Annotated in this window: 15 protein-coding genes; 12 read left to right on the top strand and 3 right to left on the bottom strand. The window is 64.3% G+C overall.

The window, feature by feature from the left end:
• Positions 1-12 precede the first annotated feature (12 nt).
• The 6 genes from guaD (at position 13) to BSP239C_RS05980 (ending at position 7980) form a co-directional block, all read left to right on the top strand.
• Positions 13-1299 carry a guanine deaminase gene (gene guaD / locus BSP239C_RS06005; protein ID WP_101570894.1) on the top strand — a complete coding sequence of 429 codons (1287 nt, stop codon included), beginning with the start codon at positions 13-15 and terminating at the stop codon, positions 1297-1299.
• Positions 1300-1494: 195 nt separating this feature from the next.
• Positions 1495-2307, top strand: coding sequence for a hydroxypyruvate isomerase family protein (locus tag BSP239C_RS06000; protein WP_101570892.1), 813 nt, complete (start codon positions 1495-1497; stop codon positions 2305-2307).
• A 46-nt stretch (positions 2308-2353) separates the two neighbouring features.
• Positions 2354-3241, top strand: coding sequence for a 2-hydroxy-3-oxopropionate reductase (locus BSP239C_RS05995; protein WP_101570890.1), 888 nt, complete (start codon positions 2354-2356; stop codon positions 3239-3241).
• Positions 3242-3378: 137 nt separating this feature from the next.
• Positions 3379-5184, top strand: coding sequence for a glyoxylate carboligase (gene gcl / locus BSP239C_RS05990; RefSeq protein WP_101570888.1), 1806 nt, complete (start codon positions 3379-3381; stop codon positions 5182-5184).
• A 237-nt stretch (positions 5185-5421) separates the two neighbouring features.
• Entirely contained in the window at positions 5422-6801 is a 1380-nt protein-coding gene (allB, locus tag BSP239C_RS05985) for an allantoinase AllB (protein WP_101570886.1), read from the top strand.
• A gap of 150 nt (positions 6802-6951) precedes the next feature.
• The gene (locus BSP239C_RS05980; RefSeq protein ID WP_101570884.1) at positions 6952-7980 is read left to right on the top strand and encodes a hypothetical protein; all 1029 of its coding nucleotides are present in this window, start codon (positions 6952-6954) and stop codon (positions 7978-7980) included.
• Positions 7981-8060: 80 nt separating this feature from the next.
• Here BSP239C_RS05980 and bcp read toward each other — a convergent pair whose 3' ends face one another.
• Positions 8061-8528 (bottom strand): thioredoxin-dependent thiol peroxidase, encoded by a 468-nt coding sequence (gene bcp / locus BSP239C_RS05975; RefSeq protein WP_101570882.1) that lies wholly within the window; start codon positions 8526-8528, stop codon positions 8061-8063.
• A gap of 40 nt (positions 8529-8568) precedes the next feature.
• Positions 8569-9774 carry a glycerate kinase gene (locus tag BSP239C_RS05970; protein ID WP_257930099.1) on the bottom strand — a complete coding sequence of 402 codons (1206 nt, stop codon included), beginning with the start codon at positions 9772-9774 and terminating at the stop codon, positions 8569-8571.
• 250 nt (positions 9775-10024) lie between these two features.
• Between BSP239C_RS05970 and uraD the strand changes: the two genes are divergently transcribed.
• The 4 genes from uraD (at position 10025) to aceE (ending at position 14757) form a co-directional block, all read left to right on the top strand.
• On the top strand, positions 10025-10519 hold the full coding sequence (gene uraD / locus BSP239C_RS05965; RefSeq protein ID WP_101570878.1) for a 2-oxo-4-hydroxy-4-carboxy-5-ureidoimidazoline decarboxylase: 495 nt from the start codon (positions 10025-10027) through the stop codon (positions 10517-10519).
• Positions 10516-10839: a hydroxyisourate hydrolase gene (gene uraH, locus BSP239C_RS05960; protein WP_101570876.1), complete on the top strand. Its 324-nt coding sequence runs from the start codon at positions 10516-10518 to the stop codon at positions 10837-10839. Before uraD ends, uraH begins: the two co-directional genes overlap by 4 nt.
• Positions 10840-11033: 194 nt before the next feature.
• Complete coding sequence (gene pucL / locus BSP239C_RS05955) at positions 11034-11918, top strand: factor-independent urate hydroxylase (RefSeq protein ID WP_101570948.1); 885 nt, start codon at positions 11034-11036, stop codon at positions 11916-11918.
• A gap of 67 nt (positions 11919-11985) precedes the next feature.
• Positions 11986-14757: a pyruvate dehydrogenase (acetyl-transferring), homodimeric type gene (gene aceE / locus BSP239C_RS05950; RefSeq protein WP_101570874.1), complete on the top strand. Its 2772-nt coding sequence runs from the start codon at positions 11986-11988 to the stop codon at positions 14755-14757.
• Between the two features lie 224 nt (positions 14758-14981).
• On the opposite strand, the gene BSP239C_RS05945 is transcribed toward aceE, so the two are convergent.
• Complete coding sequence (locus tag BSP239C_RS05945; RefSeq protein WP_101570873.1) at positions 14982-15767, bottom strand: IclR family transcriptional regulator; 786 nt, start codon at positions 15765-15767, stop codon at positions 14982-14984.
• A 241-nt stretch (positions 15768-16008) separates the two neighbouring features.
• On the opposite strand from BSP239C_RS05945, the gene BSP239C_RS05940 reads away from it, so the two are divergent.
• Entirely contained in the window at positions 16009-17388 is a 1380-nt protein-coding gene (locus BSP239C_RS05940; protein ID WP_101570871.1) for an NAD-dependent malic enzyme, read from the top strand.
• A 105-nt stretch (positions 17389-17493) separates the two neighbouring features.
• A complete protein-coding gene (locus tag BSP239C_RS05935; protein WP_101570947.1) occupies positions 17494-18801 on the top strand; it encodes a DUF6986 family protein in 1308 nt (435 codons plus the stop codon).
• Positions 18802-18835 lie beyond the last annotated feature (34 nt).

The following is an 18835-nucleotide window of genomic DNA, read 5'->3' as shown; positions in this document are numbered from 1 at the left end:
AGGAGCACCACCATGTTCATCTATCGTGCCCGTGTCTTCGACACACCGAGCGACCCCTTTGCCGGCGGCGCCCTGCGCTCGGACTCAGACGTCGCCATCGTCGTCGATGACGGACAGATCATCGCCCGCACCGACTTCGCCGCAGCTGCGGCCAAACATTCCGACGCCGAGGTGGTCGACCTCCGTGCCGGTGTCCTCATTCCCGGCCTCATCGACACCCACGTCCACTACCCGCAGGTCCGCGCCATCGGCTACCTCGGCATGCCCCTGCTCGACTGGCTCGACCACTGCGCCCTGCCCGAGGAGACGAAGCTCGGTGACGAGGCCTATGCCTCGGCCGTGGCCGGTGATTTCCTCACCGGGCTGACCTCGGCGGGGACCACCTCGGCGATGGTCTTCGGTTCGCATTTCGCCAGCGCCATGGACACCTTCTTCTCCCAGGCCGCCGAGGTGGGTCTGCGGATCACATCGGGCCTGGTCACCAGCGACCGGATCCTCCCGGAACCGCTGCTGACGAGCGTGGAGAAATCCGTGTCGGAGAGCCAGGGCCTCATCGACCGCTGGCATGGCCAAGGCCGCCTGCGATACGCGGTCACGCCGCGCTTCTCCTTTTCCGCCGGACAGGAGCTGCTGGCCGCCGGAGGGCAGCTGGTGGCTGACAACCCGGGCATCTGGGTGACCTCTCACCTGAACGAGAACCGCGACGAGGTCGCCGGTGTCGCCGAGATGTTCCCCGAAGCCCTGGACTACCTCGACACCTACGACCGGGCGGGACTGCTGAACCGACGGACGATCCTGGCCCACAATGTGCACCCGAGTGATCGCGAACTGGCCCGCATGGCAGAGGTCGGGGCCGCCTCGGCGCACTGTCCGACCTCGAACTCGAACCTGGCCAGCGGCTTCTTCCCGCTGCGCAGACACATCGAAACCGGAGTCCGCGTTGCGCTCGGCTCCGACGTGGGCGCGGGAACGGGCTTCTCCCTGCTCAAGGAGGGCGTGCAGGCCTACTTCATGCAGCAGCTCGACCCCTCCGGCGGGCTGCCGCTGACCTCTGCGCACCTGCTGCACCTGGCCACCGCGGCCGGAGCACAGGCCCTCGAGCTGTCGGATGAGGTGGGCGATCTGTCCGTGGGCAAGCGCTTCGACGCCGCCTATATCGCGCCAGCAGAAGGTCAGCCCCTGGCCGTGGGGCTTGAGCACGCAAGCAGCGACGAGGACGCCCTGGCGAAGATCTTCGCCATGGGAACCCCGGCCGACATCGCCCGTGTGTGGGTCGATGGAGAGCCCGTCAAGGGCTGACCTTTCACTTCTCAGCCACCCTCCGGGTGCTGGGCAACCCCGCTAAAGGTTGCTCAGCGCCCGGAGGGTTCTTTTCGTCGCGGGGTTGACGATCCACTAGCCGCCTGCTTATGCTTGATTTCATCAAACGGAAACACAATTCCACAATACGGAAAACAGAGAATCCGTACTCGCAGCGACGCGAAGGAGAACCCCATGACGAACTTCGATTTCACCAATGCCGACAGCTACATCCTCAACTGCTCCACCCTGCTCACCGAGCTGCCCGTGATGGAGCGCGCCCAGGCGGCGAAGGACGCCGGGTTCAACCAGGTCGAATTCTGGTGGCCATTCGACGGCAACCCGACCCCCACCTCGGCGGAGGTCGATGAGTTCATCGCCTCACTCGACAGCGCAGGCGTCGAACTCAAGGGTCTGAACTTCTGGGCCGGGAACATGGCCGGAGGTGATCGCGGCATGGTCTCTATCAAGGGTGCCGAGGCGGACTTCGCAGCCAACGTCGACATTGTCGTCGAGATCGGACGCCGCACCGGCTGCCGCGCCTTCAACGCCCTCTACGGCCTGCGCACCGAAGGCCAGACGCCTGAGGAGCAGGACGAGGTCGCCATCGAGAACCTCAAACTCGCCGCCGACGCCGTCGCCGCCATCGAGGGCACCGTGCTCGTCGAGCCCGTCTCAGGGGCAGAGGATTATCCGCTCAAGCGCGCATCCGACGCCGCCGACGTGGTTCAGAGGGTCCGGGCCCAGGGTGTGGTCAACGTCGCCGTCCTCGCCGACTTCTTCCACATGTCGATCAACGGCGATGACGTGGCCGCTGTCATCGAGGCCGACGCCGCGAAGTTCGGGCACATCCAGATCGCCGATGCCGCCGGCCGCGGAGCACCGGGAACGGGCGAACTGCCGCTGCAGGACTGGATCAACCGCTCCTACGAACTCGGCTACACCGGCCAGGTCGCCCTCGAATACAAGCAGGACCGGACCACCGCATTTCAGTGGCTCGCGAACTGAACCTGCCCTCACCAACTTTCATCGACATCGTAGATAGGACACGAACATGAGCAAGACAATCGCATTCATCGGACTCGGAATCATGGGCCTGCCGATGGCCAAGAATCTCGTCAGCGCCGGCTTCACCGTCCGCGGCTACAACCGCTCACCTGAGAAGGCCGCGGAACTCGCGAAGGCAGGCGGGCAGGCCGCAGGCACCATTGCCGAGGCGGTCGACGGTGCCGATGTCATCATCACCATGGTTCCCGATTCCCCAGACGTCGAAGACGTGCTGACCGGTGAGGAAGGCATCCTCGCCCATGCCAAGTCCGGCGCCTACTGGATCGATAACTCGACCATCCGCCCCGACGTTGCGAAGAACCTCTCCGCCCAGGCCGCAGAGAAGGGCCTCAAGCCCCTCGACGCACCGGTCTCCGGCGGCGAAGCGGGAGCGGTCAACGGTGCCCTGTCGATCATGGTCGGCGGCGAACAGGCCGACTTCGATGCCGTCTCCGATGTCTTCGACGCCGTCGGCAAGACCATCGTGCTCGTCGGCCCCTCGGGCTCGGGGCAGACCGTGAAGGCCGCGAACCAGCTCATCGTCGCCGGCAACATCGAACTCCTGGCTGAGGCCGTCGTCTTCCTCGAAGCCTACGGAGTCGAGACCACCTCGGCGCTGCAGGTCCTCGGCGGCGGATTGGCCGGATCGAAGGTCCTTGATCAGAAGGGCCAGAAGATGCTCGACCGCTCCTTCGAGCCCGGCTTCCGGCTGGCGCTGCACCACAAGGACATGGGCATCGTCACCGCCGCCGCCCGCGAGGCCGGAGTCGCGATCCCCCTCGGATCCGCCGTCGCCCAGCTCGTCGCCTCGACCGTCCAGCAGGGCAACGGCGGACTCGACCACTCGGGGCTCTTCACCGTCGTCGAGCAGCTCTCCGGTAAGAACCAGGACTGAAGCGCCACCTCGGCGGCTTCATTCCACCACGAACCGGGCCGGCGACAGCGTCGTCGCCGGCTCACCCAACTCGGCCCTCGAACGGGCCACTGAACTCGGTCCACTCGAACGTGGGCCGCTGAAGCGAAGGAAGAACAATGACACGTATGCGCGCAGTTGACGCGGTGGTGCTCATCCTCGAAAAGGAAGGCGCCACGGAGACATTCGGCCTGCCGGGCGCGGCCATCAACCCGCTGTACTCAGCGATGAAGGCCCACGGCGGAATTCGCCACACCCTGGCTCGCCACGTCGAAGGGGCCTCCCATATGGCCGACGGGTACACGCGGGCGGCGGCAGGGAACATCGGCATCTGCCTGGGCACCTCGGGGCCTGCCGGTACAGACATGATCACCGGCCTCTACGCCGCGGCAGCGGACTCACAGCCCATCCTGTGTATCACCGGACAGGCACCCGTCGCGGTCCTCGACAAAGAGGACTTCCAGGCCGTAGACATCGCCTCCATCGCGAAGCCCGTGACCAAGATGGCCAAGACCGTGCTCGAAGCGGGACAGGTGCCCGGCGTCTTCCAGTCGGCCTTCCAGCTCATGCGCTCGGCCCGGCCCGGCCCGGTCCTCATCGACCTGCCGATCGACGTCCAGCAGACCGAGATCGACTTCGACATCGACACCTACGAACCCTTGGTGCCCTCGAAGCCAGCGGCCACCTCGGCTCAGGCGGAGAAGGTCCTCGACCTCATCGCAGCGGCCAAGCACCCGCTCATCATCGCCGGCGGCGGAATCCTCAACGCCGAGGCCGCGGACAAGCTCGTCGAATTCGCCGAGGCGACCTCGATCCCGGTCTCACCGACGCTGATGGGATGGGGCACGATCCCGGACAACCACCCGCTGCAGGCGGGCATGGTCGGCATCCAGACACACGTGCGCTACGGCAACGCCTCATTCCTGGAATCCGATCTGGTCATCGGCATCGGCAACCGCTGGGCCAACCGTCACACCGGTGACCTCGGCGTCTACCGTGAGGGACGCAAATTCGTCCACATCGATATCGAACCCACACAGATCGGACGCGTCTTCTCACCCGACTACGGCGTCGTCTCCGACGCAGGGGCCGCGCTCGACGCACTGCTGGCTGCCGCTCACGGGCGGGCCGAGGGCACGGGCGCTGGCGCGCTGCCGGACTTCACCGGCTGGGCCGGCGAATGCACGGAGCGCAAGTCCACCGAGCACCGCAAGACCAACTACACGGATATGCCGATCAAGCCCCAGCGGGTCTATCAGGAGATGAACGCTGCGTTCGATGAGGACGTGACCTATGTGTCGACGATCGGGCTGAGCCAGATCGCCGGTGCACAGATGCTCCACGTCTACAAGCCTCGCCACTGGATCAACGCAGGTCAGGCCGGCCCCTTGGGCTGGACAGGACCCGCTGCGCTGGGTGTGGCGAAGGCCAAACCGGAGGAGACGGTCGTCGCCCTGTCCGGTGACTACGACTTCCAGTTCATGATCGAGGAGCTGGCCGTCGGCGCACAGCACAAGATCCCGTACCTGCACGTCGTCGTCAACAACTCCTACCTGGGCCTGATCCGGCAGTCACAGCGCGGTTTCGACATGGACTTCGAGGTGTCGTTGGCCTTCGACAACATCAACTCCTCAGGTGAAGCCGCCAGCTACGGCGTCGACCATGTGGCCGTGGCGCAGGGGCTGGGGTGCAAGGCGCTGCGCGTCGAGGATCCCGAGCTCATCGGCGAGGGGCTGCGGGTGGCGAAGGAACTCATGGACGAACACCAGGTCCCCGTGGTCGTCGAGGTCATCCTCGAACGCGTCACGAACATCTCCATGGGTGCGGCGCTGGACAGCATCAATGAGTTCGACGTCCTCGCTCAGACCCCGGCCGATGCCCCCACGGCGCTGACGCCGATGAGCGAGCTGGCCGCTGCGAAGTAGGGGACCGGCGGTCAGCACGCTGTGCCAGCCTGCTTCGACGTCGGCCATGTCACAATTGGTATACCATGGCCCCGAGGGTGTCGGATGCACGAGTCCGAGCCCTCGGGGACTTGTATGACATGCTCGGCGCAGCTGCCGAGGACAACTGCCCGGCTGGCACTGCCGGGTGAAATGGCTCGGCCGTCCAGGCTGGGTGAACCACCTCGGCCGTCTCGGCTGAGTGAATGAGGAGAGTGTATGAACGTCGACGACGCCGGAACACAGGCTACCGACCAGGCCTTCGATCTGGTCATCCGAGCACAGCGGGCGGTTCTGCCCGAGGGCCAGAGCGCTGCTGAAGTCGGAGTGCGCGAGGGCAGGATTATCGAGATCGCCACCGGGGGCACGGTGCTGAGCGGGACCACCTCGGCGAATGCGAAGGTCGTCGAACTCGGCGACGACCAGGTGCTGCTGCCTGGCCTCGTCGATTCCCACGTGCACGTCAACGACCCGGGCCGCAGCGAATGGGAGGGCTTCGCCAGCGCCACCCGGGCAGCGGCAGCCGGAGGAGTGACGACGATCGTGGACATGCCGCTGAACTCCCTGCCACCGACCGTCAATGTCGAATCCTTGGACATCAAGCGCGAGGTCGCAGGGCCCAAGGCCTTCATCGACGTCGGCTTCTGGGGCGGAGCGATCCCCGGCAACACCAGTGACCTCAAGCCTCTCTTCGATGCCGGCGTCTACGGCTTCAAGTGTTTCCTCGAGGACTCGGGCGTCGATGAGTTCCCGCCGCTGAAGCCCGAGGAGCTGCGCGCCGATCTGGCGGAGCTCGCGAAATACGACGGTCTGCTCATCGTCCACGCCGAGGATCATTCGGTCATGGCCGAGGCGCCGAAGAACTCCGGCCGCAAGTTCAGCGACTTCCTCGCCTCCCGTCCGCGTGAGGCCGAGAACGTCGCGATCGCTCGCGTCATCGAAGCGGCGAGGGAGACCGGCGCCCGCGCCCACATTCTGCACCTGTCCTCGGCCGACGCGCTGCCGCAGATTGCCAAGGCCAAGGCCGAGGGCGTGAAGCTCACGGTCGAGACCTGCCCCCACTACCTCGTGTTCACTTCAGAGGAGATCCCCGACGGCGCAACTACACATAAGTGCTGCCCGCCGATTCGCGAGGAATCCAACCGTGAGGCTCTGTGGCAGGGGCTCGTCGACGGCACGATCGACTGCATAGTCTCCGATCATTCGCCCTCGACTGCCGAGCTGAAGCTCCTCGACACCGGTGACTTCGGTGCGGCCTGGGGTGGAATCTCCTCCCTGCAGCTGGGTCTCTCGCTGGTGTGGACCGAGGCCGCCAGGCGCGGGATCGACCTCGCCGAGGTGGTGGCCTGGATGTCCTCGGCACCCGCCGCGGTCGCCGGAGTACAGGACAAGGGTGCGATCGCCCTCGGCAACGACGCAGACTTCGCGGTCTTCGCCCCCGAAGAAGAGTGGACCGTTCATGCCACGGAGCTCTACCACCGGAACCAGATCAGCGCCTACGACACGCGTGCCGTCCGCGGTGCGGTCAAGCAGACCATCCTCCGCGGCGCCCCGGTCAACTTCGACGAGCCTCAGGGCCGCCTGCTGCGCGCCCGCTGACCCTCAGGTCGCCTAAACCTCCCTGACGTCACTAATTGCGCCCGGCGCCGCGCGTAGTTAGTGACGTCAGGGAGGTTTAGTGTGTGCGCCGGAACTTCGATTACGTAATCCACAGGGTTATCCACAATATTGCTCATAGTGTGGCGTTTGATGCGATTTGTTGTCATTATCTGCTTTATGTACTCTATTATGACTACGGCGCGATTGTTGCGTTCAGGCTTCAGCAAGCGAGAACTGGCGCGCGCCGAACGTTGCTGTCTCCGGCGGATTGCTCGCGGCCGATACGCCGTCGAGCGTATATGTGACAACCCTGCGCATCAGTGCGTCTGGGCTGCCGTGGATGAGGGGCACGCTGAAGAGTTCGAGTTGTTCAATGACCGCCGGGATGCCGAACAGAATCTCAAGGCGCTCATCCGTGCGCGAGCGGAGAAAGTGAATGAGCAGGAGTCAGTCAGGCCCTCGGTCCGAGGGCGGGAAGTCTTCTCACATCTGTCTGCCGCTCTGATCCATGGTCTGCCGACAGTAACTCTGCCGGATCGCAGGGTTGAGGTCATCAGGCCGGGCGCTTCACGTAAACATCGCCACCTACGAGTGCGCAACACCACTTTGCCCCACAGTGGCTGGGTAACGGTGGGGATCTACCGTGTGACCACGCTTGAACGAACTCTCGTTGATGTTGCTTTGACCTATGATCTCGCCACCACGGTGTCGATGATCGATCATGCTCTACGTCTGGAGTGGACGTCGGTGGAGGCTATCCGAGAAGTTCTGGTTGAGTGCGACGGTGCCCGTGCACAGCGGCGAGCGAGGTGTGCGCTGGGCCTTGCGGATGCCCTTCGCGAATCTCCCGCAGAATCGGTGGCCGCGGCACGCTTCTTCGAACACGGCATTCGCGGTTTCGTGCCCCAGGTCGAGTTCAGGGACAGGTTCGGGCGCGTATTCGCCCGGGTCGACTTCTGTCACCAACCATCGAAAGTCGTTGTTGAAGTAGACGGCTTGGCGAAGTATTCCATGGGCCCAGGAACTCCACGACAGGCGCTTGAGAACGAGAAGAGCCGTGACGCCCAGCTTTCGGCTCTTGGCTACAGGGTGATTCACCTGACGTGGAAACAGCTTTTCCTCGCAGGGCCATTCGAAGACGTCAAACGGGTGATTTCTGAGCGCGTCATTGCACGGTAAACCTCCCTGACGTCACTAAATGCGCCCGGCGCCGGGGGCATTTAGTGACGTCAGGGAGGTTTAGTCGAAGAGGCTGTGCCTCAGGCGCCGAGCTTCTCGCGGAGACGGGCGACGTGGCCCTCGGCGTCGACGTTGTATTCGACGTCGGAGAGCGTGCCGTCTTCGGCGATGACGAATGTCGAGCGCAGGGTGCCTTCGAAGGTATTGCCGCCCACGGTCTTCTCACCGAACGACCCGTAGGTCTTCGCCAGCGCTGCCCCCGGATCCGAGAGCAGCGGGAAGGTCAGGTGCTGGTCGTCCGTGAAGGCCTGCAGTGCCTCGGCGTCATCGGGAGAGACTCCGAGCACCTGGAATCCGGCACCTGCCAGCGATGAGAGGTTGTCGCGGAAATCGCAGGCTTCGGTCGTGCAGCCAGGCGTTGCGGCCTTGGGGTAGAAGTAGAGGATGACCTTCTGCCCGGCGAAATCCGCCTTCGAGTAGGTCTTGCCTTTGGCGTCGGTCAGGGAGAAGTCCGGTGCGTTTTGTCCGACTTCGAGCTGTGCACTCATGATGATGTGTCCTTTCGTAGGTGACTGCTGGTGCTGGTGGTCAGTTCTGTCGCGCGCCCGTGACGCCCATAGCGCCCGCGCCCGCGCCCGCGACGCCCGCGCCGGCGTGGACGAGGGCGCATGCGTGAGCGGCGGTGGCTTCGATGAGCTCTTCGGCGTGGTCGGAGAGCTCGGCGAGCTCGGCCGGGCCAGGTGCGATGGACAGTGCGGCGGTGATGCCCGCTTCCCGGCATTCGGCGGGGCTGAGCGCGACGCGTCCGGCGACGACGATGATCCTCGCCGAGGCGGGGGCGTGGTCTCGTACGGCCGCAACGACCTTCCCTCCGAGGGACTGGGAATCGAAAGAGCCCTCACCTGTGAGCACGATATCGGCCTTCGCCAGGGCCTCGGTCAGGCCCACCGCCTCGGCGACCATCGTCGACCCGGGCACCACCTCGGCGCCCAACAGGGTCGTCAGCGCCAAAGGAATTCCGCCTGCGGCACCGAAGCCGGGCGTCAGTGCCAAGGACGAGGCCTCCGATTCAGAGCCGGCGAGCACCTCGGCGAGGTGGGCCAGGCCGGAATCGAGGACGGATACAGACGCGGCATCGGCACCTTTCTGGGGGCCGAAGACTGCCGCGGCACCGCGAGGTCCCGTGAGTGGATTGTCGACGTCGACGGCGATGCGCCAGCGCACCTCGCGGGCACGCGGATCAAGGCCCGAGCCATCGATCGCAGTCAGGGACGTAAGCCCTCCGCCGCCAGGCGCAATCGGTGAGCCCGCGGAGTCGGTGAAGGCGGCGCCCAGAGCGGAGGCGATGCCGACTCCGCCGTCGGTGCTCGCTGATCCGCCGATGCACAGCAGAATCTCCTCGACCCCCTGGTCAAGGGCATGGGCGGCAATGAGTCCGACGCCGTAGGTGTCGGCGCGTTCAGGCTGGAGGGCAACGTCGGAGACCTGCGGGAGGCCATTGGCCTGAGCGGCCTCGATGACAGCGGTCTTCCCATCGGCGGAGATGCCGAACAGGGCAGTTGCGGGCCGTCCCAGGGCATCGACGATGTCGACCGAGCGAGCCGGGGTGCCCCACACGGCGAGCAGCGCGTCGAGGGTTCCCTCGCCCCCGTCGGCGAAGGGCAGGTCGGTGATCTGCCACTCGGGGAACACTTGGCGGGCACCGCGAGCCAGGGCGGCTGCGGCTGCGGGGGCGCTGGCGGAGCCCTTGAAGGAATCGGGGGCGCAGACGATCGTCGGGGTTTCCCTGCTCATGACGTCATTCAACCTCATTGTCGTGATATCGGCGGAGAGCGTTCGGCAGTCGGACGGGCCATTGACACTGCACGCTCATCCATTATCCACTCTGCGGAAGAAGTTTTCCAAATTCCCACTCCACGTCGTCGGTCGAGATTTGACATCGAGAACCCCTCGGGCCAAACTCGAACCAGTTAAATGGAAATATACTTCCGAGATGTGAAACGCCTTACATAAGGCTTCAGATCTCGATGTCTAGGAGGTCAGTGTGGACCTGAACGAGTTCAATCGGCTCCCTGCCGACGACGCCCGCACGGCATTGCGCCCGTGTCTCGACGTGGATCGGTGGATCGACGGAGTCGTCGAGGCCAGGCCGTATCCCGATGCCGAGTCCGCGGTCGAAGCCGCCCGCACCAGCGCGAATCCACTGTCTGATGATGAGATCAACCAGGCCATGTCCCACCATCCCCGGATCGGTGAGAAATCCAAGGGTTCCGGCGCCGAGGCGGCTCATTCCTCCCGCGAACAGGCGGGTCTGGGTGCCCTCGGCGGAGACGTACAGAAGCGACTCGCAGCAGGCAATGCCGCCTACGAAGAGCGCTTCGACCGTGTCTTCCTCATCCGCGCCGCCGGTCGAGACCCCGAGGAGATCCTCGGGGAACTCAACCGCCGCATGGCCAACACCGCCGCCGACGAACTCGCCGAGGTCGGCGAGCAGCTGATCCAGATCGCCGCACTCAGACTCGAAGGACTCCTCGTATGAGCTTCATCTCCGCCCACGCTCTCGACTCCACGCTCGGTACCCCTGCCGCCGACCTTGAGGTCACGCTGTATTCCGGCGCCGAGGTGATTGCGAACGCCCGCACGGACGGAAACGGTCGTGTCTCGGAATTCGGACCGGACCACCTCGGCGCCGGGGATTATCGGATCGTATTCGGTACCGGCGCCTATTTCGAGACCCAGGGGCAAGATCATTTCCATCCTCAGGTGACGATCGACTTCACGGTCAAAGCCGGTGAAGCGCACTATCACATACCATTGTTGCTGAGCCCGTTCGCGTACAGCACCTACCGGGGAAGCTGAGAAGCTGAGCGGGCAGCACCACCCACAAGCACCAGGGGAAGCAGGCCCCCTGCGGGATGAAGATCCTCAACAAACCGCCGAAGTTCGCAGGACGAGTCGTCCGGCAATCTCGCAAATCAATTGGTCACAGAGACCATGCTGCACTCGGCTACGAGCGCGGCGCGGTCGCTGGTTTCAGCAACAGGAGCAAGAAGATGAGCAAGGTGAAACTGACAACGAACCAGTACGGCAAGGCGGAGAACCGTTTGATGAGGGTCTACCGTGACTCCGAACGTCACGAGATCCGCGACCTCAACGTCACCTCACAGCTGTGGGGCGACTTCGAGACCGCCCACACCGAGGGCAACAACGAGCACGTCGTCGCCACCGACACCCAGAAGAATACGGTCTTCGCCAAAGCCAAGGAACTCGGAGTGAGCTCACCCGAACAGTTCCTCCTCGGCCTCGGCGAGCACTTCACCTCCAGCTTCGACTGGGTCACCGGTGGGCGTTGGGCGGCAGAGGAATACGGCTGGTCGCGCATCAACGATCACAACCACTCGTTCTACAAGTCCGCACCCGAAACCCGGACCGCGGTCCTAACCCGCGACAGCGACACGACCACCCTGATCTCCGGCTTCTACGGGCTCACCGTGCTCAAAACCACCGAATCAGGTTTCGTCGGCTACCCGAAGGACAAATACACGACCCTGCCGGAGACCGACGACCGCATTCTCGCTACCGACATCGCGACCCGCTGGATCTACAACACAACGGATCTCGACTTCGAAGGCGTGTACAAAAAGGTCAAGGAGATCATCCTCGACTCGTTCACCGACCACTACTCGCATGCCCTGCAGCACACCCTCTACCAGATGGGTGAGAAGGTCATCGACGCTGTGCCGGAGATCGACGAGATCCGGTTCTCCTGCCCCAATAAGCACCATTTCCTCTACGACATCGAACGCTTCGGTTTGGAGAACCCGAACGAAGTGCTCATCGTCGCCGATCGGCCCTACGGGCTGATCGAAGCCACCTTCACACGTGACGGTGTGGAGGAGAACAAGGACGCCTGGGCGCAGATCGCCGGCTTCTGCTGATAAATTTTCATAGTCGGGTCCACGGGAGCACCTTCCCGTGGACCTGACGTGTTTGAGAGGGACGACTATGACCCAGGACACAACCTCGGCAATCCCGAGGGGAACCGGTGACGAAGAGATTGACGAATGGCTGGAGTCCTGGGAAGGGCTCGTCAGCCAGCGCGGTACCCTGCGTGCCAGCGAGATCATGGAGGCGCTGCGTCGACGTGCCGCCTCGAACTCCGTGGCTCAGCCCAAGGTCACGACCACGGACTACGTCAACACGATCCCGGCCGATCAGGAACCCGAGTACCCCGGGGATGAGCGCCTCGAGCGCAAATACCGCAAATGGCTGCGCTGGAACGCCGCGATGCTCGTCCACCGAGCCCAGCGTCCAGAGATCTCCGTCGGCGGCCACATCTCGACCTATGCGGGTGCCGCCACCCTCTACGAGATCGGGTTCAACAATTTCTTCCGCGGCCACGACCACCCCGGCGGGGGCGACCAGGTCTTCTTCCAGGGACATGCCTCACCCGGCATGTATGCCAGGGCCTTCCTCGAGAACCGTCTGAACGAAAAGCAGCTCGACGGCTTCCGGCAGGAGGCTTCGAAGGCCCCCGACGGGCTGAGCTCATACCCCCACCCGCGCCTGATGCCGGAGTTCTGGCAGTTCCCGACCGTGTCGATGGGCTTGGGCCCGATCAACTCGATCTACCAGGCGCAGATGAACCGTTACCTGCACAACCGCGGCATCAAGGACACCTCCGATCAGCGCGTCTGGGCCTTCCTCGGCGACGGCGAGATGGACGAGCCGGAATCACGCGGTGCCCTCCAGCTGGCCGCGAACGAAGGTCTCGACAACCTCACCTACGTCATCAACTGCAACCTGCAGCGACTTGATGGTCCGGTGCGCGGCAACGGCAAGATCGTCCAGGAACTCGAAGCCGTCTTCACCGGCGCCGGCTGGAACGTCATCAAGGTGCTGTGGGGTCGCGAATGGGACTCCCTCCTCGACGCTGATCACACCGGTGAACTGGTCCGGATCATGAACGAGACCCTCGATGGTGACTACCAGACCTTCAAGGCCGAATCCGGCGGATTCATCCGCGACAACTTCTTCGGCCGCTCACCGGTGACCAAAGGCCTCGTCGAGCATCTGTCCGATGATGACATCTGGAACCTCAAGCGCGGCGGCCACGACTATCACAAGGTCTTCGCCGCCTACGAGCAGGCCGTGAACACGAAGGGCAAGCCGACCGTCGTCCTCGTCCAGACGGTCAAGGGCTATGGCCTGGGCACGACCTTCGAGTCACGCAACGCCACGCACCAGATGAAGAAGTTCACCGCTGCCGACGTCAAGGCCTTCCGCGATCGGATGGACATCCCGATCACCGATAAGGTCATCGACGAAGATCCCTATGCCGTGCCCTACTACCATCCGGGCAACGACGCTGAGGAAGTCCAGTACATGCTGGAGAAGCGGTCCAAGCTGGGTGGGTTTCTGCCCAGTCGCAAGCCCGAGAACTCCAAGAAGACTCTGCCCGCCGTGTCCGACAAGGCCTTCTCGCAGACGAAGAAGGGCTCTGGCCAGCAGCAGGCTGCGACCACGATGGCCTTCGTGCGACTGCTCAAGGACCTCATGCGCGAGAAAGGCATCGGCAACCGGATCGTGCCCATCATCCCGGATGAGGCACGGACCTTCGGCATCGATGCGTTCTTCCCGACTGCGAAGATCTACAATCCGAACGGGCAGAACTACCTCGCCGTGGACCGTGAGCTCTTCCTCTCCTACAAGGAAGCCACCAGTGGGCAGCTGCTCCACGTCGGCATCAACGAGGCCGGTGCGGCAGCGGGCTTCACCGCCGCCGGAACCGCGTATTCGACGCATGGTGAGCCGATGATCCCGATCTACGTCTTCTACTCGATGTTCGGTTTCCAGCGCACCGGCGACGCCTTCTGGGCCGCCGGTGACCAGATGACCCGCGGGTTCATCATCGGCGCCACAGCCGGTCGCACGACGCTGACCGGTGAGGGCCTGCAGCACGCTGATGGTCATTCTCCTGTGTTGGCCGCGACCAACCCTGCGGTGCGGATCTACGACCCGGCCTACGGATACGAGATCGGCCACATCATGCGTGATGGCCTGCACCGCATGTACGGCGAGCACGACCTCGGCGATGACGCCCGCAACGTCATGTACTACCTGACCGTGTACAACGAGCCAATGCTTCAGCCGGCCGAACCCGAGGATGTCGACGTCGACGGGATCCTGCGCGGTATCCATCGCGTGGCAGAAGCCGGGACAGGTGCAGCGGCCGGCACCGGCGCCGAGGCTGGGGCGGGCGATCGTCCGCAGGCTCAGCTGCTCGCGTCGGGAGTCGCCGTCCCGTGGGCGCTTGAGGCCCGTGGCCTGCTGGCTCAGGAATGGGGTGTGGATGCGGCTGTCTGGTCGGTCACCTCATGGGCCGAACTGCGCCGCGATGCTTTGAAATGCGAGGCCGAGAAGCTTGAGGACTTCGAGGCCGAGCCGCGAACGCCCTATGTGCGTGAGCGTTTGGGCGCCGAGGCAGGGCCGATCGTCGCCACGAGCGACTTCGACTCCACGCAGCCGGACCTCATCCGACCCTTCCTCAGCCAGGACTTCGCGACACTGGGAGCCGACGGGTTCGGATTCTCCGACACACGCGCCGCTGCCAGGCGCCATTTCAAGATCGATGCCCACTCGATGGTCGTCCGCACCCTGCAGCTTCTGGCGGACCGGGGCGAGATTGCCCGCTCCGTACCCGTCGAAGCGGCGAAGAAGTACCGCCTGAACGAGGTCAACGCAGGAACCTCAGGCTCAGCCGGAGGCGATTCCTGAGATAGTTGCCTCTGGCAGTTAGGCAGCTGGTGCTGGCTACTGCAGCCAGCGGCGAAACACGGGTGGCGTGTAGAGAAACGTGATTGCACATACGTTTCTCTACACGCCACCCGTGTTTCAATACTCAGCTCGAGTTAACACCCGAGTGTTGGCACCATGCAGCCGGTGCAGCTGGTGCAGCCTGAAGGCCAGGGGACACCGGCTGCTCAGGCGCCACAGCCAGCTCAGGCGGTGCCGCGCATGTCCTGGGAGATCGCCTCGGCGGCTGAGCGCAGCAGTGGGATCGCGCGATCGGCGAAGGCCTGGTCGACGCGGCTGATCGGCCCGGACACGGAGATCGCCAGGGGAGCGGGGGCATCGGGGATCGACATTGCGAAGCAGCGCACACCCAGTTCCTGCTCCTGCTCATCAATCGAGTACCCGCGGTCGCGGACGCGCACCAGCTCGGCCTCGAGGTCCTTGATGGTGCCGATGCTGTACTCCGTGGGCGTTGGCATCCCGGCGGTCGTCACGATGTGACGCACCTGCTCGGTGTCGAGGCCAGCGAGGATCGCCTTGCCCACGCCGGTGTCGTGCATGTGCGTGCGCCGGCCCACCTCGGTGAACATGCGCATCTGTCGCTGTGAGGAGACCTGATCGACGTAGACGACCATGTCTCCGTCGATGGTCGCGACGTTGGCAGACTCGCCGAGTTCGTCCACGAGTGTGCGCAGATAGGGGCGGGCGATGGCACCCAGCTGGGACCCGGCGAGGTTGCCGAGGCGGATCAATCCCGGCCCGAGCGCATAGCCGCGGTTGGGCAGCTGACGGACCACGCCTAGGTTGACCAGAGTGTTGAGCAGACGGTGGATCGTCGGGAGAGGGAGGCTCACCTCGGCGGCGATGTGGCTCAGCGTGGCCGAGCCGGAGGAGTTCGCGATGCACTCGAGGAGCCCGAAGGCGCGTTCGACTGACTGGACGCCGCCCTTCGTCTGGCGGATCGCGGGGGCCTTCTCATCATTGCTGGTCATCCCAGTTCCTCTTCCTCGTCCATCGGATTCGTGTTCATGTACATGCCGGACAGGCTCGACGCTGAGTGCCGCCGGCTGAAAGCGCGGATCGCTGAACAAGGGATCGCTCAGCGAAACTGTCCCTCAGTCTAGTCACCAAATGGAAGAAAGTTTCCGCTGAGAGGCATTCTGGCTAGATTTTCCACTATACAGAAGATATTATCCGTAATACGGAAAAGACTTATCAGAGAGGATAACTCCCATGGCTGTTCCCAGTCCCGGATACTCAATCACTCTTCGGGTGGAGACCGCGGTCGGTCGGACATCGACGTCCGACCTCGTGGCCGCCGCCGCAGCGACCGGTGCCGCGATCACCGCGCTCGACGTCGTCGAATCTACCCCGCACACGGTGATGATCGATGTCAGTGCCGATACTCGCGATGTCGCACACGCCGATGAGGTGTCAGATGCGCTCAATGCACTCGACGGTGTCGAGGTCCACAAGGTCTCCGATCGGACTTTCCTGCTCCACCTCGGCGGCAAACTCGAATCCGCACCCAAGGTGCCCCTGCGCAACCGTGATGATCTCTCACGTGCCTACACACCGGGCGTGGCCCGTGTGTGCATGGCCATCGCGGAGAACAAGGCCGATGCCCGGCGCCTCACGATCAAGCGCAATACCGTCGCCGTCGTCACCGACGGCACCGCGGTCCTGGGTCTGGGAGACATCGGACCCGAAGCCGCGATGCCCGTGATGGAGGGCAAAGCAGTGCTGTTCAAGCAGTTCGCAGGCGTCGACGCCTGGCCCGTGGCACTGGACACGAAGGACACCGAGGAGATCATCTCGATCTGCAAAGCCATCGCTCCGGCCTACGGCGGAATAAACCTGGAGGACATCTCGGCGCCGAGGTGCTTCGAGATCGAGGCCAGGCTCCGCGAAGAACTCGACATCCCGGTCTTCCACGATGACCAGCACGGTACCGGCATCGTCACGCTCGCCGCGCTGAAGAATGCGCTCAAGGTCGTTGGCCGAAAGCTCGAGGATCAGCGCATCGTCGTCTCCGGCGTCGGTGCTGCGGGCAATGCGATCATCCGGCTGCTTCAGGTCGCGGGCGCGAAGAACATCATCGCCTGCGGTCGCAACGGCGCGATCGGACCGAATTCGACCGTCGACACCGAACACAAGGTGTGGCTGCAGGCCAACACGAACCCCCAGGGCTTCGAGGGCACACTGAAGGAAGCCGTCGCCGGCTCGGACGTGTTCATCGGCGTCTCCGCCCCGAACGTGCTCGACGGCAGCGACATCCAGGCCATGAACAAGGACGCGCTCGTCTTCGCAATGGCCAACCCCGACCCCGAGGTCGACCCCGCGGAGGCGCTCAAATACGCGGCCGTTGTGGCCACCGGGCGCAGCGACTACCCGAACCAGATCAACAATGTGCTGGCCTTCCCGGGCATCTTCCGCGGCCTCCTCGACGCCGAGGCTACCGATATCGACGAGAACATCATGGTCGCCGCAGCGGACGCCATCGCCTCATGTATCCCAGAGGACGAACTCCACCCGGGCTACGTGGTGCCTTCGGTCTTCGACCCCGAGGTAGCGAAGAAGGTGGCGGAGGCCGTCGCAGCCGTCTCCTCCTGAACCTCGACCGGTCTCCTGAAACAGGAGGCCGGTCGCTGTTCTATGAGAGATAATGTTGGGTGACCACCACCCGCGCGCAATGATGCTACGAAAGAGAATGTGAAATTGGATCACTCAACGTTGGCCGACATCGACTCACTCCTGGCGGACACGGACGAGCTGCTGAGTACGCGCTATCCCGGTGAGCGTGATGTCCGGCAACCCGTGCACACCGTCTACGTCCCAGGTCACCTTTCGACCCCGCCCCTGCCCCGCGAGTGGGGTGAGCAGGCCCTCGAATGCGTCGAGGCCAACGGCGGAATGGTCCAGCTGGCCGAACGCGTCATCATTGCCTCCCGCAAAGAGACCCACGCCCGCGACAACCACACGATGCCCAATCTGCACCAGGTCGCCCGGGAAGCGGAAATGCTCGCCCAGGCGGTCACGAACAAGCTCGACACCGAACCGATCGAAGACCTGAGATTGGACTTCGAAGACGGGTTCGGCGACCGCGGCGACGAGACCGAGGACGAGTGCGTCCGCCAGGCCGCACACAACGCCGTTGCAGGCCTGTCAGAGGCGGGCGCACCGGCGTTCTTCGGCATCCGCTTCAAATGCATGGAGGCCGATACCCGGGTGCGCGGACTGCGCACCCTGGACCTGTTCCTCGCCGAGGTGATCGCCGCCCACGGATCCCTGCCGACGCAGTTGGTCCTCACGCTGCCGAAGGTGAGCACCGTCGACCAAGTGTCCGCCATGGTCCTGGCCTGCCGTGCGCTGGAGTCCCAACACGGTCTTGCCGAGGGCTCGATCACCTTCGAGGTGCAGGTCGAGACGCCGCAGCTCATCCTCGGCGCCGATGGCAGGGTTCCGCTGGCACCGGTGCTTGACGCCGGTGAAGGGCGCATCACCTCCCTGCACTACGGCACCTACGACTATTCGGCATCGATGGGTGTCGCCGCCGCCTACCAGGCGATGGATCACCCGGTGGCCGATTTCGCGAAGAACCAGATGATGCTCGCGGTCGCCGGCACCGGCGTCCACCTCTCCGATGGTTCGACGAACATCCTGCCCCTCGGTGAGCCCGAAGAGATTCAGCGCGCCTGGAGCCTGCACGCCGGACTGGTCCGCAGGCACCTCAAGCGCGGCATCTACCAGGGCTGGGATATGCACCCGCACCAGCTGCCCACGCGCTTCCTCGCCACCTTCCGCTTCTACCGCGAAGGAGCGGAGAAGGCGGCGACCCGGCTGCGCAACTATGTGTTCAAGGAGGACTCGTCCGTCCTCGACGAGCCGGCAACGGCACGGGCACTGGCCCGCTATCTGGGCCGCGGACTCTCCTGCGGTGCCCACACCGAGGACTTCGTCACGGACCGCACGAAGATGTCGATCGCGACCCTCAACCAAATCGCCGCCACCGGCGCGGCCGAGTGACCTGCCGACCACCTCGGCGATAACGCATCAGCTT

It is taken from the genome of Brevibacterium sp. 239c, from assembly GCF_900169365.1.
In the GTDB taxonomy this organism is placed as follows: Bacteria; Actinomycetota; Actinomycetes; order Actinomycetales; family Brevibacteriaceae; genus Brevibacterium.
The sequence above is the reverse complement of the archived record's forward strand: the minus strand, read 5'-3'. Positions and strand labels throughout refer to the sequence as shown.